Below are 25,318 nucleotides of genomic sequence, written 5' to 3' on the forward strand. Positions count from 1 at the left end.
TCAGAGGACGCGGTACTGCTCGTCGCGGGCGTCGGTCAGGAACATCTGGCCCGGCGCGTGCGTGATCGCGAACGACGGGCGTGAGGCCGCCACGGCGGCCTGCGGTGTCACCCCGCAGGCCCAGAACACCGGGATGTCGTCCGGTTCGGCGTCCACGGGGTCGCCGAAGTCCGGACGGGACAGGTCGGCGATGCCGAGGCTCGTCGGCTCGCCGCAGTGCACCGGGCCACCGTGCACGGCCGGCAGCAGACTGCTCTCCCTGATCGCCGCCGCCAGGTGCGCGGGCGGCACCGGACGCATCGACACCACCATCGGGCCGTGCAGCCGCCCGGCGGGCCGGCACCTGCGGTCGGTCACGTACATCGAGACGTTGCGGCCCTGCTCGACGTGGCGCATCGGCACGCCCGCGGCGGTCAGCGCCGACTCGAAGGTGAAGCTGCAGCCGATCAGGAACGACACCAGGTCCTTGCGCCAGACGTCGACCACGTCCGTCGGCTCGGCCACCAACTCGCCGTGCTCCCAGACGCGGTAGCGCGGCAGATCGGTGCGCAGGTCCGCGCCCGGGGCCAGCGGGGTCGTCCACGCTCCGGCGTCCGTGACGTCGAGCACGGGGCACGGCTTGGGGTTGCGCTGGCAGAACAGCAGCATGTCGTAGGCCCAGTCGGCGGGCACCGAGATCAGGTTCGCCTGGGTGTGCCCGGCGGCCACCCCGGCGGTGGGGCCCGCGGCGCCCGAACGGAACCGGGCGCGTGCCTCCTCGGGGCTCCACGCGTGCGCGCGCGGGTCGACGGCGGCGAAGGGCGGTCGTAGGGGTGGCGGGGGCGGCCGGACGGTCGTGCGCAGCGGCGGCCGGGCCGGTGTGCCGCGTGGTCATGTCGTTCACACGAGTTCCCTTCCACGTGTCTCCGGGAGGCCGAGCAGGGCCACCGCCGCCAGGCCGTAGCCGAGCGCGCCGAAGACCAGCGCGCCGCCCACGCCCCAGCTGTCCGCGAGGAAGCCGACCGTGGTCGGGAAGACGGCACCGACCGCGCGCCCGGTGTTGTACGTGAAGCCCTGCCCGTGCCGCGGACGGCCGACGGGTACAACTCGCTGAGGAAGGAACCGAAGCCGCTGAAGATGGCCGACATGCAGAACCCGAGCGGGAAACCGAGCACCAGCAGCAGCGTGTTGGCGCCGTCGGGGATGTTCGCGTACGCCAGGATGCACAGCGCCGAGAGCACGGCGAAGAGCCAGATGTTCCGGCGGCGGCCCAGCACGTCGGTGAGATAGCCGCCGGTGAGATAGCCGATGAAGGCACCGGAGATCAGGAACGTGAGGTAGCCGCCGGTGCCGACGACCGACAGACCGCGCTCCGTCTTCAGATAGGTCGGCACCCAGGTCGCCAGGGTGTAGTAGCCGCCCTGGACGCCGGTGGAGAGCAGCACCGCGAACACCGTGGTGCGCAGCAGTCCCGGCGCGGAGGCCGTGCCCGGCCGGAAGATCACGGCGAACGAGCCCTTCTCGGCGCTCCGCTCGCGTGCGGCCCTGGCCTTCGGGGCGTCCTCGACCGAGCGGCGCACCCAGATCACCAGCAGCGCGGGCAGCGCGCCGGTCCAGAACATCACGCGCCAGGCCAGGTCGTCGTCGAGGAAGGAGAAGACCATCGTGTAGACGATCACGGCCAGACCCCAGCCCACCGCCCAGGAGCTCTGGATCGCGCCGAGCGTACGCCCCCGGTGCTTGGCGCTCGCGTACTCGGCGACGAGGATCGCGCCGACCGCCCACTCACCGCCGAAGCCGAGCCCCTGGAGGGCACGGAAGACCAGCAGGGTCTCGTAGTTGGGCGCGAAGCCGCAGGCCACGGTGAACACGGCGTAGGTGATCACGGTGATCATCAGCGCCTTCACCCGGCCTATCCGGTCCGCGAGCACACCCGCGGCGGCGCCGCCGATGGCGGAGACGACCAGGGTGACCGTGGTGAACAGCCCGGTCTGGCCGTTGTCCAGGCCGAAGTAGGCCGTGAGCGCGACCATGCTCAGCGGCAGCGTGAAGTAGTCGTACGAGTCGAGGGCGTAGCCGCCGAACGCGCCGCCGAAGGCGCGGCGGCCGCGCGGACCGAGGGCCCGCAGCCAGCCGAAGGGACCGTCGTCGGCGGCGGGGCCGGCGGGGTGGGGTTCGCTCGTGGAGGTCAGGGCCTGGGAGGGAGGGTTCGTGCTCATGAGCACCTCGCAGTGAGGGGGGAGGGTGCGTGAGGACCGAGCCGTGGAGAGGGGGCGCTGCCCAGCAAGGTAGAGGATTGTTGAACGATCCTTCAATACCCCTGTTGTTTCGTTCTCGTGTCTGCGCTTGAATTCCGGCATGGCCGCCGAACTGACGGGACTTGCCGACGACCGCGCCCTCCTGGGACGCACCAGCACCGCCGAGCGGGTTGCGGACATCCTCCGCAGCCGCATCGCCGAAGGCTTCTTCCCACCCGGGACCCGGCTCTCCGAGGACAGCATCGGTGGTGCCCTCGGCGTCTCCCGCAACACCCTCCGCGAGGCGTTCCGCCTGCTCACCCATGAACGTCTCCTCGTCCACGAGCTCAACCGGGGCGTCTTCGTCCGGGTGCTGACCGTCGAGGACGTGGCGGACATCTACCGCACCCGCCGTCTCGTCGAGTGCGCCGTCGTGCGCGGGCTCGGGGATCCGCCGTACCGCTTGGAAGGGCTCGCCGAAGCCGTCGCCGAGGGGCAGCGGGACGCCCGCGAAGGTGACTGGAAAGGCGTGTCCACCGCCAACATCCACTTCCACCGCGAGCTGGTGGCGCTCGCCGGCAGCGCCCGCACCGACGAGCTGATGCGCAGCGTCTTCGCCGAACTCAGGCTCGCGTTCCACGTGGTGGACAATCCGCGCGAGCTGTACGAGCCGTACCTGGCGCGCAACCTGCTCATCCTGCGGACGCTGCAGCGGGGGGAGCGGGCCGAGGCCGAACGCATGCTGGTCGAGTATCTCGACGACTCGCTGCGGCGCATGGTCGAGGTCTATGGGCGGAGGGTGCGGGACAGCGCCCCGTGAGCGGCCGCCCGTGAGCGGCGCCGTGGCTCGTCCGGCGGCCCGGGGCTCGTTCGGTGGCTCGTCCGGCGGCTCGGCGGCTCGTCCGGCGGCGCGTTTGGGTCGTTGTCAGACCCAGGACCTAGTCTGTGCACCGTGACTTCACCCGCATCGACGGACAGTGTTCCGCCCCAGCTCAGCGCGGGGCCGCGCCCCGCGCAGGGGCCGGCCGCCGACGAGGGACTGGCGCGGCGGCTGCGCGCGCTCGCCTGCACCGCGCCGCTGCACGACCTGGACGCGCGCAAGGCGAACCTCGCCGGTGAGTACACGGTGTACGGCATGGCCGAGGTCGCGCTCGCCGCCATCGACCTGGTCACCCTGAACATGGACTTCGACACGGGCGCGGACCACGACCAGATCGTCGCCCGCCTCATCCCGCGCATCGCCGCCCAGGCACCCGGGCGGCCCGTGGAGGAGCACGAGCGGGTGGCCCGCTGGGTCCTGGAGAACCTGATCAACGTCGGCAGCGTCGACCGCGGCTTCCGGGCGGTGTACGGGACCTTCACCCCCGACGGCACCTACGTCCGGCGCGACTACGACTTCAAACTGATCGAGGAGGTCCCGGGCTACGGCGGCGGTGTCTACCTCCGCACGACCGACGAGGCCGTCAACGTTCTCGTGGGCGCCCTCGACACGGACGTCACCAGCGCCCAGATCGCCGCCGAGGTCAAGCTGGAGGTCCTGATCAGCCGGGGCCGCCTCGCCGACGCCCAGCTCGCCGCCGAGCAGGCCCGCTACCGGACCGTGCAGTACTCCGAGACGCTGCGCAAGGCCCTGGACGCGACCCGGCGCAATGTCCGCGCGGTCGACTGGCTCCGGACCGTGCCCGACATGATCGCCGAGGCCCTCGACCACGTCGCCGACCGCTACCGCCACGAGAACGCGATCCTCACGAACATCCGCAAGGCCCGGGACGAGTCGGAGGATCCCGAGCAGAAGCGACGTGCCGCCGAGCTGGTCGACATCGTCAAGGACTGCATCCGGCGGCACACACAGCTGCAGTCCCGCCTGTTGGAGGCCGGCCCGCTCTTCCGTGCCGAGCAGGACCGGCAGGCCTTCGCCACCCCGATGACGACCTCCGGGATCGACCTGTACGGGCATCTCGTCGGGCCCCTGTTGCCCCTGCCCGTGGAGCAGGCGCGGCGGGTGACCGACGCGTTCTTCGCTCGCGGCACCGGTTTGCGCACACCCGGATCCGTACGGGTCGGGGACCTCGTGGAGCTGCTGTTCACCCCGCCCGTCGAGCGGGAGCACCTCGGGGTGGAGATGCCGGAGCCCGATCTGATCGCCACGCCCGACGACAGCCGGTTCAGCGAGGAGCAGCTGGCTGCGGCGAAGGTGCTGCTGGATCTGCCGGCGGACGCGCCCCGGCGGCTGTCCGGGCTGTTGGCACAGGCACGGCTCCAGGACCCCGAACTGCCTTATCTGGTCGCCCTGTTGGCTGTGCACGCGGCGAGTCCACCGGTCGGTACGGCCTATCGGCAGGGGGAGGAGAGGCTGCTGTTCGCCGTGGACGACGGGACGGAACTGGACGACCCCGAGTTCGGTGGGGCCGATCTGATCGTGGGCATGGCTCTGCTGGATTCCGCGGGCATGGCGGCGGACAGGGAGGCGGTGTGAGGACGCCGTCGGGTTTTTGCCCGTGGTCGGTGTGCGGCTGGTTCGTGGCTGACCGCGTTCACGCGGCCGGGCCGCACATGTCACCGTCCCGCGCCCCTGCGAGGGCGCTTGCCGTACCCCCTGGTTATGAGATCGAGGAGTTCTTGTCGTGAGTGAGCATGTCGAGTGGAGTGACCCGGAGTCGGCAGCCGCTCCGGTGGCTGCCGCCCTCACTCCCGCCGACGCCGCCGACGCCGCTCGGCTCGTCTCCTTCGGGCTGCAGCCGAAGCTGCAGCCCGCCCGGGACCAGGAGTACGGGGAGCTGTTGCGCCGGTACCGCGAGGATCCGCCGTTCGCCCGGCTCGCCGACGCCGTCGCCACCGGGCTGGGGCTGGTCGTCCTGGAGGTGTCGCCGCGGGCGGGGATGGCGGTGACGGCCGCCGAGGACTCCGTCTTCGCGGTGCGGATGGGCGAGTACGCACGACGGACGTCGGCGGACTCGGTGGACCGCTTCCTGCACGGACTGGCCCACCTCGCCGTGGCCGCGATGGCGTTCCCCCGCCCGGAGGACCTCGCGGACGACGGATACATCGGGCGGGTCTCGGTCAACGGGGTCGACGCCTTCGTACGGCAGGCCTGCCGGCGCCTGGAGGAGCGGGCCGAGGAGCAGGGCGAGAACACCGACCCGGCGACCGACGCGCCCGGCCTGGAGTCGGCCTGGCGGATCTGGGCGCGACGCAGCTCCACCGGGGCCACCAAGGACGCCCGCCGGCTCGCCGGGTCCACCACCGGCATCATCGGCAAGGCGGTGGGCTTCCTGACCGACTCGGGCTTCCTCCAGCGCACCGGCGACGACAACGGCGGTACGTATCGCACGACCGCGCGTTATCAGCTCCAGGTGCGGGACATGGCGGGCAGCGCCGCGATGGCGGAACTGCTGGAACTGGGCGTCGTACCGGTCACCGACGGTTCGGCCACGCTGCTGCCCGCCGAGGACACCGACGACCTGGAGCTGGTGGCCGACGCCGGACTGCCGTTCCACTCCTGACCCCGACCACCGTCCCCACCACCGTCCTCGACCTCCCTCCTCCCCGCACGATCCACCGTCACGACCGCGAAAGTCCGCCGCCATGTACGAGCTGTCCCGGGTCCGCCTCTACTCCATCGGGCCGGCCGGTGCGCGCTACGCCGACACCGTGCTGGACCTGAGAGGTGTGGGCGAGTACGTGCCCGACCCCGCGCCGCAGCAGGCGGAGTTCTTCGAGGACGAGCCGACCGGGCCGCCGCGCAGGCCCGCGCCGGCCGGGGTGCTCTTCCTGGAGAACGGCGGCGGCAAGTCCGTACTGCTCAAGCTGATCTTCTCGGTGATGCTGCCGGGCCACCGGAACACGCTGGGCGGCGCCAGCTCCGGTGTGCTGCGGAAGTTCCTGCTCGCGGACGACTGCGGGCATGTCGCCCTGGAGTGGCAGCACACGCTGACCGGCGAGTGCGTGGTCGTGGGCAAGGTGAGTGAGTGGCGGGGGCGGCAGGTCTCCAACGATCCGCGGAAGTTCGCCGAGGCCTGGTACTCCTTCCGGCCCGGCCCGGGTCTGAGCCTGGACAATCTGCCCGTCGCCGAGGCCACCGCCGTACGGCCGTCCGCCGAGGGCACGTCCGGCGCGCGGGGGAGACGGCGGACCATGAAGGGGTTCCGGGACGCCCTCACCGACGCGGGCAAGGCGTATCCGCACCTCGAAGTGCACTGGGAGGAGATCCATGACCGCTGGAACGAGCATCTGACGGACCTCGGTCTCGACCCCGAACTCTTCCGCTACCAGCGCGAGATGAACGCCGACGAGGGCGAGGCCGCCGGCCTCTTCGCGGTGAAGAAGGACTCCGACTTCACCGACCTGCTGCTGCGGGCCGTGACCGACACCCGGGACACGGACGGACTGGCCGACCTTGTCTCCGGATTCGGCAACAAGCTCGGGCGGCGGGCGGAACTGATCGCCGAACGGGACTTCACGGCCGGGTCCGTGGATCTGCTGAGCCGGATCGTGGAGGCGGCCGAGGGACGCTCCAGGGCCCGGGACGTCCACGCGGGCGCCGAGCGCCGCACCCGTACCCTGGCGCGGCGGCTGTCGGCGCGTGCCGCCCGGGAGCGACTGCGGGGCACCGATCTCGCCCAGCGGGTCACCGCGGCCGCGTACGCGGTCACGCACTCCGAGGCCGCCCGGGACCGCAGCGCTCTCATCGCCGCCGAACTGGCCTACCGGCACGCCTCGTTGGCGCTCGCCGCCGCCGAGAGGGCGGCCGCGGCGCAGAAGCGGGAGCTGGCCGACGCGCGCACCCTGCACTCCGCCTGGCAGGCCGCCGAGGCGGTGCTCAGGCACCGGGCCGCCGCCGACCGCGTCGCCCGGGTGGCAGCCGCCATCCAGGAGGCCGAACGGGACGCCGCTCCCGCGCTCGCCGCCCGCGCCAAGGCCGCCGTCGACCTGGTACGCGCCCTGCACGCCGCCGCTGAGAGCGCCGAGGAGCTCGCGAACGAGGGCGAGGAGAAGTCGGCCGCCCTGCAAGAGGTCGGCGAGACCGCCTACCGGGACTCCACCGTCGCCGCCACCGAGGCGCAGCGCGCCCGCAGCGAGGTCGGACACCTGAAGCAGCGGCTCAGCGAGGTCGAGCAGGAGACCGCAGAGGCGGTCCGCGCGGGCTGGCTGGACGACAGCGCGCCCGACGCCGACCCGGCTCGGGCCGCGCTCGCCGCCAGCGACGCCGAGAAGACGGCCGTCGCCGCCTGGGACACCGCGCGCGAGGCCTCGCGCCGCGCCTCCGAGCACGCCCGGGAGGCGGCCGCCGCCGAGTCCCGCGCGGAGCTGACGGCCGCCCGCGCGGCGGACGCGGCGATCGCCGCCGAGCGCGCCTACGACGGGGAGCGACGCACGGCGGAGGCCCTCGCGGCGGAGGAGCGGCTGGCGGAGCTGCTGAGTCTGCCGGGTGCCGTGGGCCGGGCAGCGGGCGGGGCGTCGGGCGCGGTGCCGGGCCCGGTGCCGGGTCCTCGCAGGGGAGAAGCCGACGTCGACGGCGGATCGGGCGGTCCCGGTGGCTCGGGTGGCTCGAGCGGCGAGGGCGGCCCCCTCACCCCCGAGGAGCTGGACCGCTTCGCCGACGAACTGCGCGAACTGCTCGACGAGAACGTGTCGTCCGCCGAGCGCCACCTCTTCGAGCTGCGGACCGCCGCGGCCGACGACGCCCGCATCCTCGGCGCCCTCGGCGACGGCGGACTGCTGCCGCCCGGCCCGGACGTCCTGGCCACCGTCGAGTTCCTCGGTGAGCACGGTATCCCCGCCCTCCGGCTGGCGCTATCTCGCCCAGGCCGTCGACCCCACCGACCACGCCCGCGTCCTCGCCGCCCGTCCCGAACTGGTCGACGGCGTGATCATCACCGACCCGGACTCGCACGCCCGGGCCCGCGAGGCACTGAGCGACGCCGCACTGCTCCCGAGGTCCGCCGTGGCCGTCGGCACGGCGGCGGCTCTGCTGGCCCCGACGCCGCCGATGGACGCGGGCGACGGGCACGCTTCCGACGTCTTCCTCGTCCCGCCGAATCCGGCCATGCACGACGAGCACGCGGCGGACGAGGAGCGGCAGGCGCTGCGCGCGCGGGCCGGCGAGCGGGACGAGGAGATCCGGGAGCTGGCGGCCCGCCTCGGCAAGGACCGGGAGCTGGCGGCCCGGCTCTCCTCCTGGCGCACGGGCTGCCCGGCGGGACGGCTCACCGAACTGGCCGACACCGCGCGGGAGACGCGTGCCTTCGCCGAGGAGGCCGAGGCGGAGCTCGCCGAGGCGCGGACCGTGCGGGCCGAGGCCGAGGAGGCGGCCGCCGAGGCGGCGCAGGTGCGGGACGAACGGCAGGAGGCAGCACAGAAGTCCCGCCGTGCCGCCGACGCCCTCGCCGGACTGGCCTTCCGGCTGCGCGAGCGGGCCGGCTGGCAGGTCAAGCTTCGTGAACTCGCCGACGAGGCCGCCGAGTCCGAGGCCCGCGCGCAGTCCTGCCTGGAGCGGGCCCGCGCCGCCGACGAGGACCGGCGTGCCGCCCAGCGCGGCGCGGACGACGCCCGCCGCACGGCGCGTGCGCTGCGCGCCGAGCGCGCCGAGATCGCGGGCGCCCCCGACGACGTACCGGAGACGGACTCCGACGCGCCCAAGCAGCCCCTCGCGGCCCTCCGCGAGGCCTACCGCGCCGCGTCCCAGGTGTACGAGAAGGTCGGCGTCGATGCCGATCTGCGGGCCGAACAGGCGCGGGCCGAGAGCGACGAGAGCGCCGCGATCGCCGAACTCGACCGGCTCACCAACAAGGTCCGCAACCGCGCCGAGCAACTGCTCCAGTCGCCCGACGGCTCCGACGGGCCGTCGCGGCAGGCGGCGGCCGCGCGTGCCGAGGAACTCGTCCAGCTCCTGGAAACCCGGATGTCCACCGCGAGCGAGCAGCTCGGCCGGTTGCGCGGCGAGGCCGAGCGGCACGCGCCACAGGACGGCGAGGCGCACACCGAACTGCCCGAGGAACTGCTCCCGCGCGCCGCCGACCACGCCCAGGCCCTGCTGCGCACGGCCACGGCCGAACTGGCCGCCCGTGCCGAGGCGTTGACCCAGGCCCGGGAGGCCCACGCCGAGCTGCTGGAGTCCCACCGCGCCGCCGAGGACGCGGCCGGCGGCTTCGACGAGACCGCCGCCCTCCTGCGGGACCTCCTGCGCGACCACTCCGCGGACGACGACCAGGAGGAGCCCGAGCCGTACCCCGGAGGGCTGGAAGAGGCCCGCAGGGCCGCCGCGGAGGCCCGCCGCTCCCTGCGCGGCTGCGCCGCCGACCTCTCGGCCGCCGAGGGCTCCGTGCGCGAGGCGAGCGACGTCCTCGTACGCCACGCCAACTCCACGCGCTACGAACAGGTCCGTACGCCCGCTCGCCAGCAGATCCGGGAGCTGCCCGCCGCCTCGCTCCCGGAGCACGCGCAGAAGTGGGCCGACGCGTTCGCGCCCCGACTCCGGGTCCTCACGGACGAGTTGGCCCAGCTGGAGCGCAACCGGGACTCCATCGTCGACCGGCTGCGGGGGCTCGTGGAGTCGGCCCTCGCGACGCTGCGCTCCGCCCAGCGGCTCTCCCGGCTCCCCGAGGGCCTCGGGGAGTGGTCCGGTCAGGAGTTCCTCCGGATCCGCTTCGAGGAGCCCGACCAGGCCACCCTCACCGAACGTCTCGGCGAGGTCGTCGACGAGGCGACCCGCGCGGCCGTGAAGAAGAACTCCGACATGCGCCGCGACGGCATGTCCCTGCTGCTGCGGGGCGTCAGCGCCGCGCTCCAGCCCAGGGGCGTCGCCGTGGAGATCCTCAAGCCGGACGCGGTGCTGAGGGCCGAGCGCGTCCCCGTCGGCCAGATGGGCGACGTCTTCTCGGGCGGCCAGCTGCTCACCGCGGCCATCGCCCTGTACTGCACGATGGCGGCGCTGCGCAGCAACGACCGGGGCCGGGACAAGCACCGTCACGCCGGCACCCTGTTCCTGGACAACCCCATCGGACGCGCCAACGCGACGTACCTGCTGGAACTCCAGCGCGCGGTCTCGGACGCCCTCGGCGTCCAGCTCCTCTACACCACCGGGCTCTTCGACACGACGGCCCTGGCGGAGTTCCCCCTGGTCATCCGGCTGCGCAACGACGCCGACCTACGAGCGGGCCTCAAGTACATCAGCGTGGAGGAACACCTCCGCCCGGGTCTGCCCCCACAGCCCCAGCCGGGAGAGACGGCCCACACGGAGATCACGGCGACGAGGATGTACAAGAGGCCGACGCCCACCAGCGCCTCGTAGAAGGGGCTCCGCCCCTGAAAGGGCGCGGGGAACTGCGCGACCAGCCACAACGGACCCGCAGTCTCCCCACGCCCCCAGGGTCACGCCCCAAGGCACCCCACCCCTCAGACGTCGGCCTTCAAGAGATCCGCACACTTCTCGCCGATCATCATCGTCGTGATGCACGGATTCACGGTCACCAGATCCGGCATCACCGACCCGTCCGCCACCCGCAGCCCCTCGATCCCCTTCACCCGCAGCCGCGCGTCCAGCGGGGCCGAGGCGTCGTCGTCCGCACCCATCTTCACCGTGCAGGCCGGGTGGTAGACGGTGTTGTGGGTCTTGCGGATGTAGTCGAACAGCTCCTCGTCGGTCCGTACGTCGGGTCCGGGCGCCAGCTCGGCCCCGGCCCACCCGCTCAGCGCCGGCTGTGCCGCGATCCGCCGGGCGAGCCGGAGACCGTACGTCATCACGCGCACGTCGTGCTCGTGCGTGAAGTAGCGCGGGTCGACCTTCGGCTTGTCCCGGTAGTCGCGGGTGCGCAGCCGCACGGTGCCCCGGGACTTCGCCCGCGTCACGTTCGGCGTCAGACAGAACGCGTTCTCGGACGTGGGGTAGCCGTGCCGGGCCGTGTTCATGTCGAACGGCACGGACCCGTAGTGGAACATCAGGTCCGGCCGGTCCAGGCCCGGCTCGGTGTCGTAGAAGATGCCCGCCTCCCACCACTGGTTGGACGTGGTGGGCATCGGCTGTGCGGCCTCCCACATGATGACGCCCTCGGGGTGGTCCTGGAGGTTCTCGCCGACACCCGCCGAGTCCACGACCACGTCGACACCCACCTCGCGCAGCTGATCTGCGGGGCCGATGCCGGAGAGCATCAGGATCTTGGGGGTGTCGATGGCGCCGCAGGAGACGATGACCTCACGCCGCGCGCGCACCGTCCGGGTGTGGATCAGGTCCGGGTCCAGATACTCGGCGCCGACGCAGCGCCGCCCGTCGAGCACCAGCTTCTTGGCCCGGACCCCGGTGCGCACGTCCAGGTTCGGACGCCGGCCCATGACCGGGTGCAGATACGCCACCGACGAGGACTGGCGGATGTTGTTCTCGTCGGAGTTGATCTGGAACCAGTTGGCGCCCCGGATCACCGTCGTGCCCGTGTTGAACGGTGTCGTCGGGATACCCGCCTGGACGCACGCCTCCAGCAGGGCGTTGCCGCACGGGTCCTCGCTCTTGATGGTGCGCAGCTTCACCGGTCCGGAGCGGCCGTGGTGGTCGCCGGGCGCGTCGTTGGTCTCCAGTCGCTGGTAGAGCGGGAGAAGATCGGCCGCCGACCAGCCCGTACAGCCCGCGGCCGCCCAGTCGTCGAGGTCCTCCGCCGGTGCCCAGAAGGCGATGCAGGAGTTGTGGGACGAGCAGCCGCCGAGGACCTTCGCCCTCGCGTGCCGCATGAAGCTGTTGCCGCTGTCCTGCGGTTCCACCGGGTAGTCCCAGTCGTAGCCGGACTCCAACAGGCCCATCCAGCGTTCCAGCTTCAGGACGTCGTCGTCGCCGACGTCACTGGGGCCCGCCTCCAGGACGCACACCGTGACCGACGGGTCCTCGGAGAGTCTGGCCGCCACCACGTTGCCCGCGGTGCCGCCGCCGACCACTACGTAGTCGAACTCGTCTTCGATCATGGGGAGTTGACCTCCTGGGTGCTGTGCTGTCGAGGTGCTGTGCTGTGCTGTGCCGTGCTGTGCTGGGCGGCGCTCAGTCCGCCGCCGGGGTGGCGAGAGGGGCGGCGGGCGGCGTGGTGTCGGCCTCGGCGACCACGCGGTGTTCGGCGAGTACGCCGGTCTTGTGCCGCTGGACGAACCAGTAGTAGGCGAAGCCTCCGCCGGCGATGATCCCGACGAAGAGGACCGCGCCCCACTGCAGGTACCAGTGGAACGGGGCGGCCGCGTTGTAGACCTCCGCGCGCGGCCAGATCAGGTTGAGGGTCATGCCCGCGCCCCAGAGCACGGCGAGGATGTTCACGGGCAGGCCCCAGCGGCCCAGCGAGAACCGGCCGTCCCCGGCGGGCTGCCACGTGCCGCGCAGCCGCGCCACCAGCATCGGCACGGTGACGCCCAGGTAGGCCAGGTAGATCATGATGATGCCGATGCTGGTCACCACGGTGAAGATCTGCGGCTGACGGATGTTGACCACGAGGATCGCCAGCGCCAGCACGCCGATGATCACGGTCGGCAGGACCGGCGTCTGGAAACGCGGGTGGCACTTGGCCAGCTTCGAGGACGCGGGCAGGTTGTTGTCGCGAGCCATCGCGAACGCCAGCCGGACGGCCGCGGTGTGGACGGCCAGGGCGCACACGGTGACCGCGATCAGGACGCACCACAGCATGGCCTTGCCGGCCGTCGGGCCGAGCACGTTGAGCACCACGTACTGCAGGCCGTCCGTGGACAGTTGCTCGCCCTTCAGGCTGGAGACGCTCATCAGCGCCAGCAGCAGGATCAGACCGCCGAGGACGAACGAGGCGACGATCGCCCGGATGATCGCGCGCGGGGCGTTGCGGGTCGGGTCCAGGGACTCCTCACCCAGCGAGGCGGCCGTGTCGAAGCCGTACATGACGTACGCCGACGCCAGCGACGCCACGAGGAACGCGCCCAGGTAGCCGTTGCCGTAGCCGTCCCCTGTGCCGTTGGTCTCCAGGACCACCTGCGGGCCGCGAGTGATGTGGACGGCGAACAGCACGATCAGGACGACGGTGGCGATCAGCTCGATGAACACGCCCGCGGTGTTGATCCGTGCCATCAGCTTGACGCCGAAGGCGTTCACCAGGGTGGTGAACAGGATCAGCACCGCGGCCAGGACGACCGCGTTGGTCGCCACGTCGTACTTGCCGGAGCCGTCGCCGACGAACTGGAACACGTCTGAGATCTGCGGCAGCGTCAGCTGGTAGGCCAGCGCGACCGCCGCGATCGACACGACGGATGCGGCCAGCATCATCCAGCCCGCGAGCCAGCCCAGGTGCGGATTGCCTATCTTCTTCGACCAGTTGTAGACCGAGCCCGCGACCGGGTAACGGGCCGCCAGCTCGGCGAAACACAGCGCGACCATGAACTGGCCGACGAACACCATCGGCCACGACCACCAGTAGGCCGGGCCGCCACTGGCGAAGCCGAAGTAGAACAGCTGGAAGGTGCCGGTCAGGATCGAGATGTAGCTGATCCCGGCGGCGAAGGTATGGAAGTTGCCCAGGGTGCGCTTGAGCTCGGGCCTGTAGCCGAACTCGGTGAGTTCGGTGTCGTCGGAGGAGTTCTTCGGTCCGGCGGGTTGCTCGATGGTCGTCATGAGCGGACTCCTGATGGGCCTGGGGAAGGGGAGGGGGGGAGCGGCTCTGCGGGTGCCGAGAACAGCGGACTAGGCGAACCAACCCTGCGGTGCCGGGGCCGTGTTGCGCCAGATGTGCTTCGCCTCGCGGTACTCGGCGAGTCCCGCCGGCCCGAGCTCACGGCCGAATCCGGACTGCTTGTAACCGCCCCACTCGGCCTGCGGCACATAGGGGTGGTAGTCGTTGATCCACACCGTGCCGATCCGCAGCCGGGCCGCTGTCCGTCGGGCCCTGGCCTCGTCCGTCGTCCATACGGCGCCGGCCAGACCGTAGATGGTGTCGTTGGCCAGCCGTACGGCCTCGTCCTCGCTGCTGAACCGTTCCACCGTCAGCACCGGCCCGAACGACTCGTCCTGGACCACGGACATCGAGGCCGTGCACTCGTCCAGGACGGTCGGCAGGTAGTAGAAGCCCTCGTCGTACGCGTCGCCGCTCGGCCGCTCGCCGCCGCAGCGCAGCACCGCGCCCTCGGCGATACCCCGGGCGACGTACTCCTCGACCTTCGCGCGGTGGGCGGCGGAGATCAGCGGGCCGGTCTGCGCCCGCTCGTCGAAGGGCCCGCCCAACCGGATCTCCCGCGCCCGGCGGACGACCTCGTCGACGAACCGGTCGTGCAGCGAGTCCTCCACCAGCAGACGGGCGCCCGCCGAGCAGACCTGCCCCGAGTGCAGGAAGACCGCGGTCAGCGCCATGTCGACGGCCGTGTCGAAGTCGGCGTCCGCGAAGACGATGTTCGGGTTCTTGCCGCCGAGCTCCAGGGCGACCTTCTTCACGCTCGCGGCGGCGTTGGCCATCAGCCGACGGCCGGTCTCGAGGCCACCGGTGAACGAGACCAGGTCCACATCGGGGTGCTCCGACAGCGGGGCACCCGCCTCGGGACCGGCGCCCAGGACGAGGTTGGCCACGCCCTCCGGCACCCCGGCCTCCGCCAGCAACCGCATCAGATGGATCGCGGTGTGCGGGGTCAGCTCGCTCGGCTTCAGCACGAACGTGTTGCCGGCCGCGAGCGCCGGAGCGACCTTCCAGGCCGTCTGGAGCAGGGGATAGTTCCAGGGGGTGATCAGCGCGCACACCCCCACCGGCTCGTACACGACCTGGCTGTCGACGCCCGGCTGACCGGTGTCGACGACCCGGCCCGTCTCCGCGGTGGCCGCACGCCCGAAGTAGCGGAAGCAGTTCGCGATGTCGTCGATGTCGTACTCGCTCTCCACCAGCCGCTTGCCGGTGTCGAGGGACTCGGCGCGGGCGAGCGCGTCCTTGTCGCGTACGAGGAGATCAGCCACCCGAAGCAGCAGGTGACCGCGGTCGGCGGGCGAGGTGGTGGGCCACGGGCCCTCGTCGAAGGCGCGCCGCGCGGCGGCGATCGCCTCCACGGTGTCCTTGGCGCCGGCCTCGTCGACGACCGCGACCAGGCTGCCGTCGGCGGGGCAGCGGATCTCACGCGTCCGGCCGTCGAGCGCGGATCGCCATGCTCCGCCGATGAAAAGTTCGGGCATGTCTTTCGTTCCTCCTGGTCAGCGCCGTACGGCAGGCGCCCTCGCGGCTGAGCGCCTAACCGGAAGACTGCGTTCTACGCCCAAGAGGGAGTCAAATGTGACAGTCAACACGCCTGGTCAGGAGCATCGCCCTCGGCGAGGGACGACAGGAGGAGGCGGTCGGGCGGCAGAACCGCCGCCCGAGGGGGCGAGCCCTTCTCGCAAGGCCCGCCCCTGCCGCCCTACGGGTGCGACAGCTGCCCGGCGCCACCCCTACGGCGTATTCGCGCCTGCGCACGCTCGGCCGCCCGTGCCTCACGGCGGGCCCGCCGCCGCTCCCGGCGCAGCGAACGCGCCGTGCTGCTCGGGGCGGAGACCACCCCGTTGCGCTGCTTCCACACCTGGCGGGTCACCCAGACGTCCAGGACGCCCCAGGTGGCCGCGATCGTGCTCGCCACGCTGCTCAGCACCATGGGGAACGCCAGCCAGGAACCCGCGAGGGTGCACAGGACCGCCACCATCGCCTGAAGCAGTGTCACCGCGATGATGAGGACCGCGCGCACCGCCGCCGTCCGCACCGGATCGGGCAGCCGCCGCCTGCGGGCCGGCTCCTCGATCCACAACGGCCGGTAATACACCTGCTCTTCGTCGCCACGCGCGGAGAGCCCCCGTTCTTCCACCGCGACGCCGACCCCCGTCAGGAGGCCGCGGTCCGGTGTGCGAGCGCTCCGCGCGGCCACCTCGGGTGCCGCTGCTCCGTCACCGGACGCTGCGCGCCGCTCCGCCGTGCCCATCAACTCGTCACTCCCCACCGCCGGTGGACCAACAGATCCGGATCCATGGACCCGGCCCCCCACTGGTGCCCGACTTCCTCTGGTTTACGCCGCCTGAGAGCGGCCTGCGGGATCTATGGCCGATTCCGCCTCCGATTCCCGTACAGAAAGACGATCGAGGTCCGCCGAAGATTCCCGCGGAACGAAAAAATCCGGCCAACCGGCAGACTTCCCCGACGGGATGTCATTGGTTCAAGTGCCGGACGGCGGGCGGCAATCTCCCCCAATGAACGGACAACTCCCCCTGTCCGGTTCGCCCCTGGTACCGCAGGCGCCCGGACGCCTCTTCGAGATACGTGTGAGTCGGTAGTAGGCTCACGCCGTTTGTTGACGCACATGTGTACCCCCGGACCTGGCGGGGGTCGAGCTGGGGGAGGCCATGCGCTTTCGCGGGAAATCGATCCGCCGGAAGATCGTGGCGCTGTTGCTCGTGCCCTTGGTGGCCCTGACGGGTGTCTGGACCTTCGCCACGGTGCTGACGGGCCGTGAGGCGAGCGATCTCTTCAGGGTTGCGGACATCGTCGAGGAAGTCGGCTTCCCCACCGAGGACACCATCCGTGTGCTCCAGCAGGAACGCCGCCAGACCCTCGTCTACCTCGCCGACCCCCGGTCCGACGAGGCGGTCGAGGCACTCGACCGCAGCCGGGCCGCCACGGACAAGGCCGTCGGGGAGTTCCGCAAGCACGCCGCTGACGCCGACCTGCAGGACGAGATGGGCGAGTCCGCCTCGCTGCGGCTGACGACGATCCTGGACGCCCTCGACACCCTGCCCTCCCTGCGGACGACCGTCGAGAGCGGCACCGTCACCGTCACCCAGGCCCTCGGCCACTACAACGAACTGGTCGACCCCTGCTTCACCCTGCTGTCCGACCTGCCCGCGCTCGACAGCGTGGAGATGGACAAGCAGGGCCGCGCCCTGGTCAACGTCGGCCGCGCCCGCGAACTCCTCTCCCGCGAGGACGCCCTGCTCAGCTCGGTGCTCGTCGCGGACCGCATCACCAAGGAGGAGATCCGCGACTTCTCCGACCTGGTCGCCCAGCGCACCCTGATGTACGACATCAGCCTGCCGCAGCTGCCCACCGCCGACCGCGACCGTTTCGCCGACTACTGGAAGAACGCCAGCACCGCGCCCCTGCGTTCGGTCGAACAGGCCGTCATCGCCTCCGACCCCGGCAGGCCCACCAAGTTCACCGCGAAGAGCTGGGACACCTCGGTCGAGCCCGTGCTCGCCGACCTCCGCGACCTGAGCATCGAAGCGGGCGACCGCTACCAGGACCGGGTCCGCCCGCTGGTCACCAACGTCATCCTGAAGGCCGCCGTCGCCGGTGTCCTCGGCCTCTTCGCCCTGCTCTTCTCGCTCTTCATGTCCGTCCGCATCGGCCGCGTCCTCATCCGCGACCTGCGCCGGCTCCGCCAGGAGGCCCACGAGACCGCCGGCGTGCGGCTGCCCAGCGTGATGCGCCGGCTCGCCGCGGGCGAACAGGTCGACGTGGAGACCGAGGTGCCGCACCTCGAGTACGACAAGAACGAGATCGGCGAGGTCAGCCAGGCCCTCAACACCCTGCAGCGGGCGGCCGTCGAGGCCGCCGTCAAGCAGTCCGAACTCCGCAGCGGGATCTCCGAGGTCTTCGTCAACCTCGCCCGCCGCAGCCAGGTCCTGCTGCACAAGCAGCTCACCCTCCTCGACACCATGGAACGCCGGACCGAGGACACCGACGAACTCGCCGACCTGTTCCGTCTGGACCACCTGACGACCCGTATGCGCCGCCACGCCGAGGGCCTGGTCATCCTCTCCGGAGCGGCCCCCTCCCGGCAGTGGCGCAAGCCGATCCAGCTGATGGACGTCGTCCGCGCGGCCGTCGCCGAGGTCGAGGACTACGAGCGGATCGAGGTCCGCCGGCTGCCCCGGGTCGCCGTGACCGGCCCCGCGGTCGCCGACCTCACCCACCTGGTGGCCGAACTCCTGGAGAACGCCACGGTGTTCTCGCCCCCGCACACAGCCGTCCAGGTGCACGGCGAGCGGGTCGCGAACGGCTTCACCCTGGAGATCCACGACCGAGGCCTCGGCATGTCGGCCGAAGCGCTCCTGGACGCCAACCTCAAGCTCGCCGAGACCCCCGACTTCGAACTCTCCGACACCGACCGGCTCGGGCTCTTCGTGGTCAGCCGGCTCGCCCAGCGGCAGAAGGTCCGCGTCTCCCTGCAGCCCTCCCCGTACGGCGGCACGACGGCCGTGGTGTTCATCCCGGACGCCCTGCTCACCGACGACGTCCCCGACACCAACGGCATCGGCTTCCGGCTCGACCGCGCCCACCCCACCCGCGAGGCCGAACTGGAGGAGGAACGCAACGCGGCCCTCTCCCAGGTGCCGGTCCGGCTCCCCGGGCTCACCGCGGGCATCCTCGACGGCCCGGTGGAGCTGGAAGCACCGGTCGACCTGGAGCCCCTGGGCGGCTTCCCGGTCCCCCTCGGCGACGAGGAGCCCGAGCAGGGCGGGCTGTTCCGGCCCCGCCGTTCCCTCACCGGGATCACCGAGGACCAGCAGCCGGCGCGTGACGGTGAAGGGCGGCAGGCCCCTTCACCGACCCCGACCCGACGCTCGGCCCCGTGCCGCTGCCCCAGCGCCGGACCCCCATCTCGTCAGCTCGCACGGCCGTTCGGTGACCGGGGCCAGGACCAGGCACCCGGAGGACGAGCTTGCTCAGGGCCGCCCGGCGGGCCCCGAAGGCACCGCGGACACCCGCCCGCTCACCGCCCTGCCCCCGGCGGCCACGACGGCCCCGCGCTGCCCCAGCGCCGCCGCACGACCCCGGCGGGCGGCCCGGCCCCGACGACCTCGCCGTACGGCGCGGGCGAGCCCACCCCGCGCGCGGACACGACGACCGACCAGGCAGAATCAGCTCCGAGCCCGCTGCCCCGTCGTGTCCGACAGGCCAGCCTGGCACCGCAGTTGAAGGAGGGACCCGACCGGCGTAACGAACGCGAGAGGTCCCGCCCCGAGCGGCACCAGGACCCGGCCGAGCGGGACGCAGACGAGGTACGCAGCCGTATGGCCTCGCTCCAACGGGGTTGGCAGCGTGGCCGCGAGGAGAACGTCGAGGGCGACGACGCCCGGGACGTCTCAGCACCACGAGGAACGACTAAGGGGGACGGTCGATGACCGCACCGAACGCCGACAGGACCGCGACCGGCACGTCCGGGGAGCTGAACTGGCTCCTGGACGACCTGGTGGAGCGTGTCGCCAGCATCCGCAAGGCGCTCGTGCTCTCCAGCGACGGACTGCCCACGGGCGTCTCCAAAGATCTCACCAGAGAGGACAGCGAGCACCTGGCCGCCGTCTCCTCCGGCTTCCACAGCCTCGCCAAGGGCGTCGGCCGTCACTTCGACGCCGGCAGCGTCCGGCAGACCGTCGTCGAGCTCGACGAGGCCTTCCTCTTCGTCACGGCCGCCGGCGACGGCAGCTGCCTCGCCGTCCTCGCCGACTCCGACGCCGACATCGGCCAGGTCGCCTACGAGATGACCCTCCTCGTCAAGCGGGTCGGCGTCCATCTGGGATCCGCCCCGCGCACCGACGTGGCCCAGGGCGGGTAGTGGGATGGCATGAGCGGAGACGGTCAGGGAAGAAGCCACTGGTTCGACGACGAGGCCGGACCAGTGGTGCGTCCGTACGCGATGACACGCGGCCGGACCAATCACGCGATCCAGCACCGCCTCGACCTGATCGCCGTGGTCGTCACAGAACCGCACGTCGACGACCCGGAGGAGGACCACTCCCTCTCCCCTGAGCACGTCCGTATCGTCGAGCTCTGCCGCGACACCCCTCAGTCGGTGGCCGAACTGGCCGCCGACCTCGACCTCCCCGTCGGGGTGGTCCGCGTCCTCGTCGGAGATCTCGTGGACGAGGAACTCGTCCACGTGACCCGCCCCGTACCGCCTGCCGAGCTGGTGGACGAGAGCATCCTGCGCGACGTCATCAACGGCCTCCGGGCGCTCTGAGCGGCGCGGAGGCGGAGCGAACACGTGACAGACACCCCTTCCAGCAGGAGAAAGACCGATGATCCTCGGGCGCTCTGAGCGCGGCACACCCCCGGTCGAGCCCGTCACGCTCAAGATCCTCGTGGCCGGCGGCTTCGGCGTGGGCAAGACGACCTGCGTCGGCGCGGTCAGCGAGATCAAGCCACTGCGCACCGAGGAGGTGCTGACCGAGGCGGGCCGCCCGGTCGACGACACCAGCGGTGTGGAGAACAAGACGACGACCACCGTCGCCATGGACTTCGGCCGTATCACCCTGCGCGAGGACCTCGTCCTGTACCTCTTCGGCACCCCCGGACAGGACCGTTTCTGGTTCCTCTGGGACGAACTCGCCTCCGGCGCCCTCGGGGCCGTCGTCCTCGTCGACACCCGCCGCCTGGAGGACTGCTTCGCCGCCGTCGACTACTTCGAGCGGCGCTCCATACCTTTCGTGATCGGTGTCAACTGCTTCGACGACGCCGCGCGTTACCCGGCCGAGACGGTCCGCCAGGCCCTCGACCTCGACCCCGACGTACCGGTCGTCCTGTGCGACGCCCGCCAGCGGGACTCGGTCAAGGACATCCTTGTCGCCGTCGTCCGGCATGCGATGGCCCACGCCTCGGGGCAGCGCGAGACCGTCACCACCTGAGGCACGGCCCGTACCCCCGCCGACAGGGGTACGGGCCGTGGCTTCATGGCACGCGCGCGGGGAGCCCCGTACGACGCCGACGCCGACGTACGCGCGCGTGGGTCTCGCCGTCAGTTCGCGTCGTCCTCGTGCCAGCCGAGGCTCTTCTCCACCGCCTTGCGCCAGTTGTGGTACTCACGGTCGCGCACGGAGGCCTCCATGGCGGGCGTCCACTCGACGTCCCGCTGCCAGTGCGACTTCAGCTCGTCCAGGTCGTTCCACACGCCGGTCGCGAGACCGGCGGCGTACGCGGCCCCCAGACAGGTCGTCTCCGAGACCCTGGGCCGGATCACCGGTACGCCCAGGACGTCCGCCTGGTGCTGCATCAGCAGGTTGTTCTTGGTCATGCCGCCGTCGACCTTGAGCGTCGTGATGGGGACCCCGGAGTCCTGGAACATGGCGTCCACCACCTCCCGCGTCTGCCAGCTCGTCGCCTCCAGCACAGCCCGAGCGAGGTGCGCCTTCGTGACGTAACGCGTCAGCCCGGTCACGACGCCCCGCGCGTCCGAGCGCCAGTAGGGGGCGAACAGACCCGAGAACGCGGGCACGATGTACGCCCCGCCGTTGTCGTCGACGCTCGCCGCGAGGGACTCGATCTCGTCGGCGCTGCGGATGATGCCGAGCTGGTCCCGGAACCACTGGACCAGGGCCCCCGTGATCGCGATCGACCCCTCCAGGCAGTACACCGGCGCCTCCGAGCCGATCTTGTACCCCATGGTGGTGAGCAGCCCGCTCTTCGAGGGCACGGGCCGGTTCCCGGTGTTGAGCAGCAGGAAGCTTCCGGTGCCGTAGGTGTTCTTCGCCGTGCCCACGTCGTAGCAGGCCTGGCCGAACACCGCCGCCTGCTGGTCGCCGAGTGCCGAGGCGACGGGCACGCCGGCGAGGGGGCCGACCGCGGTGCCGTACACCTCGGCGGAGGACCTGATCTCCGGCAGCACCGCCTCCGGAACGTTCATCGCGGAGAGGATCGAGGCGTCCCACTGGAGGGTCTCCAGGTTCATCAGCATGGTGCGTCCGGCGTTGGTGACATCGGTGACGTGCCGGCCGCCGTCCGTACCACCGGTCAGGTTCCAGATCAGCCAGGAGTCGATCGTGCCGAACGCGATCTCGCCGTGCTCGGCACGCGCGCGCAGACCGGGCACGTTGTCGAGCAGCCAGGCGGCCTTCGGACCGGAGAAGTAGCTGGCCAGGGGCAGCCCGGTCTGCTCACGGAAACGGTCCTGCCCGTCCGTGCCGCCGAGTTCGTTGCACAGCGCCGACGTGCGGGTGTCCTGCCAGACGATCGCGTTGTGCACGGGCTTGCCCGTCGCCCGGTCCCACAGGACCGTCGTCTCCCGCTGGTTGGTGATGCCGAGCGCGCTGATCTGCTCCGCCCGCAGGCCCGCCTTCGCGATGGCCCCGGCGACGACCGCCTGCACCTTCGACCAGATCTCCGTGGCGTCGTGCTCCACCCACCCCGGCTTGGGGAAGATCTGACGGTGCTCGCGCTGGTCGACGGCGACGATGGCACCGCCCTGGTCGAAGATGATGCAACGGCTCGAAGTGGTGCCCTGATCGATGGCGGCGACGTACTTCTGGGCGTTGTCCGGCATGACATCCCCTCACGTCTTGCGTCGATTCACGTCTTACGGCGGTGCGTCAGAAGGCTGCGTTGTGGACGAGGCCCGCGAGGACCCCGCCGACCAGGGGGCCGACCACCGGGATCCAGGCGTAACCCCAGTCCGAAGTGCCCTTGTTGGGGATCGGCAGGAAGGTGTGCACGATACGCGGGCCGAGGTCACGGGCCGGGTTGATGGCGTAGCCGGTCGGACCGCCCAGCGAGAGGCCGATGCCGACCACCAGGAACGCCACCAGCAGGACCGAGATCCCGGAGCCGTAGATCCCGGCCTCCTCGCCGGGGATCTGGCCGATGCCGATGCCCGTGTTCCGGCCGAACGCGAGGATCGGCAGCACCAGGGCGATCGTCGCGATGATCTCGGTGATCAGGTTGGCGACCGGACTCCGGATCTCCGGGATGGTCGAGAAGATCCCGAGGGTCGGCGTCGGTTCGTCCGCCGTGCCCTCCGTGGTGCCCTCCTTGCGGACGTTCGCCTGGAACTGCGCGAGATAGACGAGGTAGGCGAGCAGGGCGCCGATCATCGCGCCGACCATCTGGCCGAGCAGATACACCCACACCTTGTCCCAGGTCCCCGTGTCGACCGCGATCCCTAGGGTCACCGCCGGGTTGAGGTGCCCGCCCGAGAGGGGAGCGGCGGTGTAGGCGCCAGCCAGCACGGCGAAGCCCCAGCCGAACGCGATGACGATCCAGCCCGACGCCCTCGCCTTCGAGAACCTGAGAGTGACGGCGGCGCACACACCGGCGCCGAAGAGAATCAGGATCGCCGTACCGATGACCTCACCGACGAATATGTCTCCATTGCTCATGGCGGCTCCTTGGCCCAGGCCCGGAGCGATCGGCCCCGGACCTCCGTGACGAGCGTGCCGTCGCGGCCGCATCGCCCGTGGGGGATGGTCCGTTGCAGGCGGGGAGCCAGAGCGGCGCGGTGCGCAAAGACGCCCGAATCCGGCGATGCCGACCGACACCCGGAAGTGTTCACCGGCACCCAGGGGGCGTCAAGAACACGCACAACAACGGTTGAAGGCGCTTGCGGGGCGCACCCGTCGGCGCGCACGGCACGTACCGACCGGCGACCGCTCACAGCGCCGCAGAGGATCACGCGCCCACGATCACGGACCGACCGCCCTCACCGACCCGCCCTCACCAGGCCGCGATCACCGACCCGCACTCACCGAACCGCGATCACCGCCGACCCGTGCCCGAACAGGCCCTGGTTGGCGCTGAGCCCCACCCGCGCTCCCTCGACCTGCCGATCCGTCGCCGCGCCGCGCAACTGCCGGACCAGCTCGCACACCTGGGCGATCGCCTGCGCCGGGACGGCCTCCCCGAAAGATGCCAGCCCTCCGCTGCAGTTCACCGGTACACGTCCGCCCAGCGCCGTTGCGCCGTCCCGCAGCAGCTTCGCGGCCTCGCCCTCACCGCACAGCCCCAGATCCTCGTACCACTGCAACTCCAGTGCGGTGGACAGGTCGTAGACCTCGGCGAACGAGAGATCCCCGGGCCCGATCCCCGCCTCCTCGTACGCCGCCCGCGCGATCGACGCCCGGAACGTCTCGTCCGGCGGCGCCACCGCGACCGCCGAGTCCGTGGCGATGTCCGGCAGGTCCAGCACCGTGTTGGGGTAGCGGGGCGTCACCGTGGACACCGCCCGTATCCGCACCGGCTCGGCCACCCCGTGCCGCCGCGCGAACTCCATACTGGACAGCACCAGCGCCGCACCTCCGTCCGAGGTCGCGCAGATGTCCAGCAGCCGCAGCGGGTCGGCGACTACGGCCGAGGCCGCGACCTCCTCCGCGGTGACCAGCTTGCGATAGCGCGCGTACGGATTGAGCGCCCCCGCCGCCGAGTTCTTCACCTTGACCCGCGCGAAGTCCTCCGTCGTGTCCCCGTGCACCGCCATCCGCCGCCGCGCGTACAGCGCGAAGTACGTCGGATTGGTGGCACCGAGGACCCGGAACCGCAACCAGTCCGGATCGTCCGCCCGGTCCCCGCCCGCCGGCCGGAAGAACCCCTTCGGAGCCGAGTCCGCGCCCACCACCAGCACCACGTCCGCGAGACCCGCGAGGATCTGGGCCCGCGCGGTGCCGACCGCCTGCGCCCCGGACGCGCAGGCCGCGTACACGCTCGCGACCCGGGCCCCCTGCCAGCCCAGCGCCTTCGCGAAGGTCGCCCCCGCCACATAGCCCGGATAACCGCCCCGCACCGTGTCCGCGCCGACGATCGAGCCCACGTCCCGCCAGTCGAGGCCCGCGTCGGTCAGCGCCGCGCGCGCGGCCACCGTCCCGTACTCGACGAAACTCCTGCCCCACTTGCCCCACGGGTGCATGCCCGCGCCGAGCACCGCCACCTCGCCCGTCATGCCGTCACCCCCGTCGGCCGCCACTGCCAGGTCGTCCAGACCGTCTCCGCGTCCTCGTTCAGGACCCCGGGGACGAGCTCCACCTCCATGCCCACCGCCAGATCGGCGACGGTGACCCCGGCAACCGCCTGTCCCAGCACCACGAGACGTTCTTCGGCCAGTTCCACAGCGACCAACGCGTACGGCTCCCACGGAAGTTCCGGATCGGACACGTAGGGTGACGGAGGTCGGTACCGGCCGTCCGTGTACGACCACACCCGCCCCCGGCGCGACAGCGGGACCTCGCGCAGCTCACCTCCCGGACAGCCCGGATTGCGACAGAAGACGTCCTCACGGGGGAAGAACACCGAGGCGCACGCCGAACAGCGCGTGCCGAGCAGCCGGAACCCCTCGCCCTCCCCGGTGAACCAGCCCGCGACCACAGGTGTGCGACTCCGCGACAAAGCCCCTCCCGGCATACGAATCTGATGAATCGTCAG

Annotated in this window: 16 protein-coding genes and 2 pseudogenes; 8 read left to right on the top strand and 10 right to left on the bottom strand. The window is 71.6% G+C overall.

All coding sequences use genetic code 11. The annotated features are described in order from the left end of the window. Window positions 1–843 (bottom strand): putative hydro-lyase, encoded by an 843-nt coding sequence (locus E4N62_RS28685; protein WP_230220237.1) that lies wholly within the window; start codon window positions 841–843, stop codon window positions 1–3. A gap of 36 nt (window positions 844–879) precedes the next feature. After that, window positions 880–2,198, bottom strand: a pseudogene (locus E4N62_RS28690) (MFS transporter). 139 nt (window positions 2,199–2,337) lie between these two features. Here E4N62_RS28690 and E4N62_RS28695 point away from each other — a divergent pair. From E4N62_RS28695 to E4N62_RS28710, 4 genes and pseudogenes are all read left to right on the top strand, one after another. Further along, window positions 2,338–3,036, top strand: a complete 699-nt coding sequence (locus tag E4N62_RS28695) for a GntR family transcriptional regulator (protein ID WP_184896513.1) — start codon at window positions 2,338–2,340, stop codon at window positions 3,034–3,036. A gap of 132 nt (window positions 3,037–3,168) precedes the next feature. Further along, the gene (locus E4N62_RS28700) at window positions 3,169–4,692 is read left to right on the top strand and encodes a hypothetical protein (protein WP_230219320.1); all 1,524 of its coding nucleotides are present in this window, start codon (window positions 3,169–3,171) and stop codon (window positions 4,690–4,692) included. Between the two features lie 148 nt (window positions 4,693–4,840). Beyond that, the gene (locus E4N62_RS28705; RefSeq protein ID WP_230219321.1) at window positions 4,841–5,719 is read left to right on the top strand and encodes a hypothetical protein; all 879 of its coding nucleotides are present in this window, start codon (window positions 4,841–4,843) and stop codon (window positions 5,717–5,719) included. Between the two features lie 82 nt (window positions 5,720–5,801). Continuing rightward, window positions 5,802–10,506, top strand: a pseudogene (locus E4N62_RS28710) (hypothetical protein). A gap of 104 nt (window positions 10,507–10,610) precedes the next feature. Here the strand turns inward: E4N62_RS28710 and E4N62_RS28715 are convergent. The 4 genes from E4N62_RS28715 to E4N62_RS28730 form a co-directional block, all read right to left on the bottom strand. Continuing rightward, window positions 10,611–12,161, bottom strand: coding sequence for a GMC family oxidoreductase (locus E4N62_RS28715; RefSeq protein WP_230219322.1), 1,551 nt, complete (start codon window positions 12,159–12,161; stop codon window positions 10,611–10,613). Window positions 12,162–12,234: 73 nt separating this feature from the next. Then, a complete protein-coding gene (locus E4N62_RS28720) occupies window positions 12,235–13,815 on the bottom strand; it encodes an APC family permease (protein ID WP_230219323.1) in 1,581 nt (526 codons plus the stop codon). A 69-nt stretch (window positions 13,816–13,884) separates the two neighbouring features. Continuing rightward, window positions 13,885–15,351 carry an aldehyde dehydrogenase family protein gene (locus tag E4N62_RS28725; RefSeq protein WP_230219324.1) on the bottom strand — a complete coding sequence of 489 codons (1,467 nt, stop codon included), beginning with the start codon at window positions 15,349–15,351 and terminating at the stop codon, window positions 13,885–13,887. A gap of 221 nt (window positions 15,352–15,572) precedes the next feature. After that, window positions 15,573–16,124: a hypothetical protein gene (locus E4N62_RS28730; protein WP_230219325.1), complete on the bottom strand. Its 552-nt coding sequence runs from the start codon at window positions 16,122–16,124 to the stop codon at window positions 15,573–15,575. Between the two features lie 418 nt (window positions 16,125–16,542). Between E4N62_RS28730 and E4N62_RS28735 the strand changes: the two genes are divergently transcribed. Genes E4N62_RS28735 through E4N62_RS28750 form a run of 4 tightly spaced genes read left to right on the top strand, consistent with a single transcriptional unit; the run spans window position 16,543 to window position 20,823 of the window. Beyond that, the gene (locus tag E4N62_RS28735; protein ID WP_230219326.1) at window positions 16,543–19,323 is read left to right on the top strand and encodes a nitrate- and nitrite sensing domain-containing protein; all 2,781 of its coding nucleotides are present in this window, start codon (window positions 16,543–16,545) and stop codon (window positions 19,321–19,323) included. Beyond that, window positions 19,320–19,754, top strand: a complete 435-nt coding sequence (locus E4N62_RS28740) for a roadblock/LC7 domain-containing protein (protein ID WP_184896532.1) — start codon at window positions 19,320–19,322, stop codon at window positions 19,752–19,754. Before E4N62_RS28735 ends, E4N62_RS28740 begins: the two co-directional genes overlap by 4 nt. 9 nt (window positions 19,755–19,763) lie before the next feature. Continuing rightward, entirely contained in the window at window positions 19,764–20,159 is a 396-nt protein-coding gene (locus tag E4N62_RS28745; protein WP_086802490.1) for a DUF742 domain-containing protein, read from the top strand. A gap of 58 nt (window positions 20,160–20,217) precedes the next feature. Further along, entirely contained in the window at window positions 20,218–20,823 is a 606-nt protein-coding gene (locus tag E4N62_RS28750) for an ATP/GTP-binding protein (protein WP_230219328.1), read from the top strand. Window positions 20,824–20,933: 110 nt separating this feature from the next. On the opposite strand, the gene glpK is transcribed toward E4N62_RS28750, so the two are convergent. From glpK to E4N62_RS28770, 4 genes are all read right to left on the bottom strand, one after another. Continuing rightward, on the bottom strand, window positions 20,934–22,454 hold the full coding sequence (glpK, locus tag E4N62_RS28755) for a glycerol kinase GlpK (RefSeq protein WP_184896536.1): 1,521 nt from the start codon (window positions 22,452–22,454) through the stop codon (window positions 20,934–20,936). Window positions 22,455–22,500: 46 nt separating this feature from the next. Then, window positions 22,501–23,286 carry an MIP/aquaporin family protein gene (locus E4N62_RS28760; protein ID WP_230219329.1) on the bottom strand — a complete coding sequence of 262 codons (786 nt, stop codon included), beginning with the start codon at window positions 23,284–23,286 and terminating at the stop codon, window positions 22,501–22,503. 362 nt (window positions 23,287–23,648) lie between these two features. After that, entirely contained in the window at window positions 23,649–24,839 is a 1,191-nt protein-coding gene (locus E4N62_RS28765; RefSeq protein WP_230219330.1) for a lipid-transfer protein, read from the bottom strand. Then, a complete protein-coding gene (locus tag E4N62_RS28770; RefSeq protein WP_230219331.1) occupies window positions 24,836–25,261 on the bottom strand; it encodes a Zn-ribbon domain-containing OB-fold protein in 426 nt (141 codons plus the stop codon). The genes E4N62_RS28765 and E4N62_RS28770 overlap by 4 nt, the downstream gene beginning before the upstream one ends. Window positions 25,262–25,318 lie beyond the last annotated feature (57 nt).

Origin of the sequence: Streptomyces sp. MNU76 (genome assembly GCF_020982545.1) — a bacterium.
In the GTDB taxonomy this organism is placed as follows: Bacteria; Actinomycetota; Actinomycetes; order Streptomycetales; family Streptomycetaceae; genus Streptomyces.

Excerpts from the sequence above, each read along its gene's own strand:
- E4N62_RS28695 (WP_184896513.1), top strand. The coding sequence starts at position 2,338 with ATGGCCGCCGAACTGACGGGACTTGCCGACGACCGCGCCCTCCTGGGA.
- E4N62_RS28715 (WP_230219322.1), bottom strand. The coding sequence starts at position 12,161 with ATGATCGAAGACGAGTTCGACTACGTAGTGGTCGGCGGCGGCACCGCG.
- E4N62_RS28720 (WP_230219323.1), bottom strand. The coding sequence starts at position 13,815 with ATGACGACCATCGAGCAACCCGCCGGACCGAAGAACTCCTCCGACGAC.
- E4N62_RS28725 (WP_230219324.1), bottom strand. The coding sequence starts at position 15,351 with ATGCCCGAACTTTTCATCGGCGGAGCATGGCGATCCGCGCTCGACGGC.
- E4N62_RS28730 (WP_230219325.1), bottom strand. The coding sequence starts at position 16,124 with ATGGGCACGGCGGAGCGGCGCGCAGCGTCCGGTGACGGAGCAGCGGCA.
- E4N62_RS28735 (WP_230219326.1), top strand. The coding sequence starts at position 16,543 with ATGCGCTTTCGCGGGAAATCGATCCGCCGGAAGATCGTGGCGCTGTTG.
- E4N62_RS28740 (WP_184896532.1), top strand. The coding sequence starts at position 19,320 with ATGACCGCACCGAACGCCGACAGGACCGCGACCGGCACGTCCGGGGAG.
- E4N62_RS28745 (WP_086802490.1), top strand. The coding sequence starts at position 19,764 with ATGAGCGGAGACGGTCAGGGAAGAAGCCACTGGTTCGACGACGAGGCC.
- E4N62_RS28750 (WP_230219328.1), top strand. The coding sequence starts at position 20,218 with ATGATCCTCGGGCGCTCTGAGCGCGGCACACCCCCGGTCGAGCCCGTC.
- glpK (WP_184896536.1), bottom strand. The coding sequence starts at position 22,454 with ATGCCGGACAACGCCCAGAAGTACGTCGCCGCCATCGATCAGGGCACC.
- E4N62_RS28760 (WP_230219329.1), bottom strand. The coding sequence starts at position 23,286 with ATGAGCAATGGAGACATATTCGTCGGTGAGGTCATCGGTACGGCGATC.
- E4N62_RS28765 (WP_230219330.1), bottom strand. The coding sequence starts at position 24,839 with ATGACGGGCGAGGTGGCGGTGCTCGGCGCGGGCATGCACCCGTGGGGC.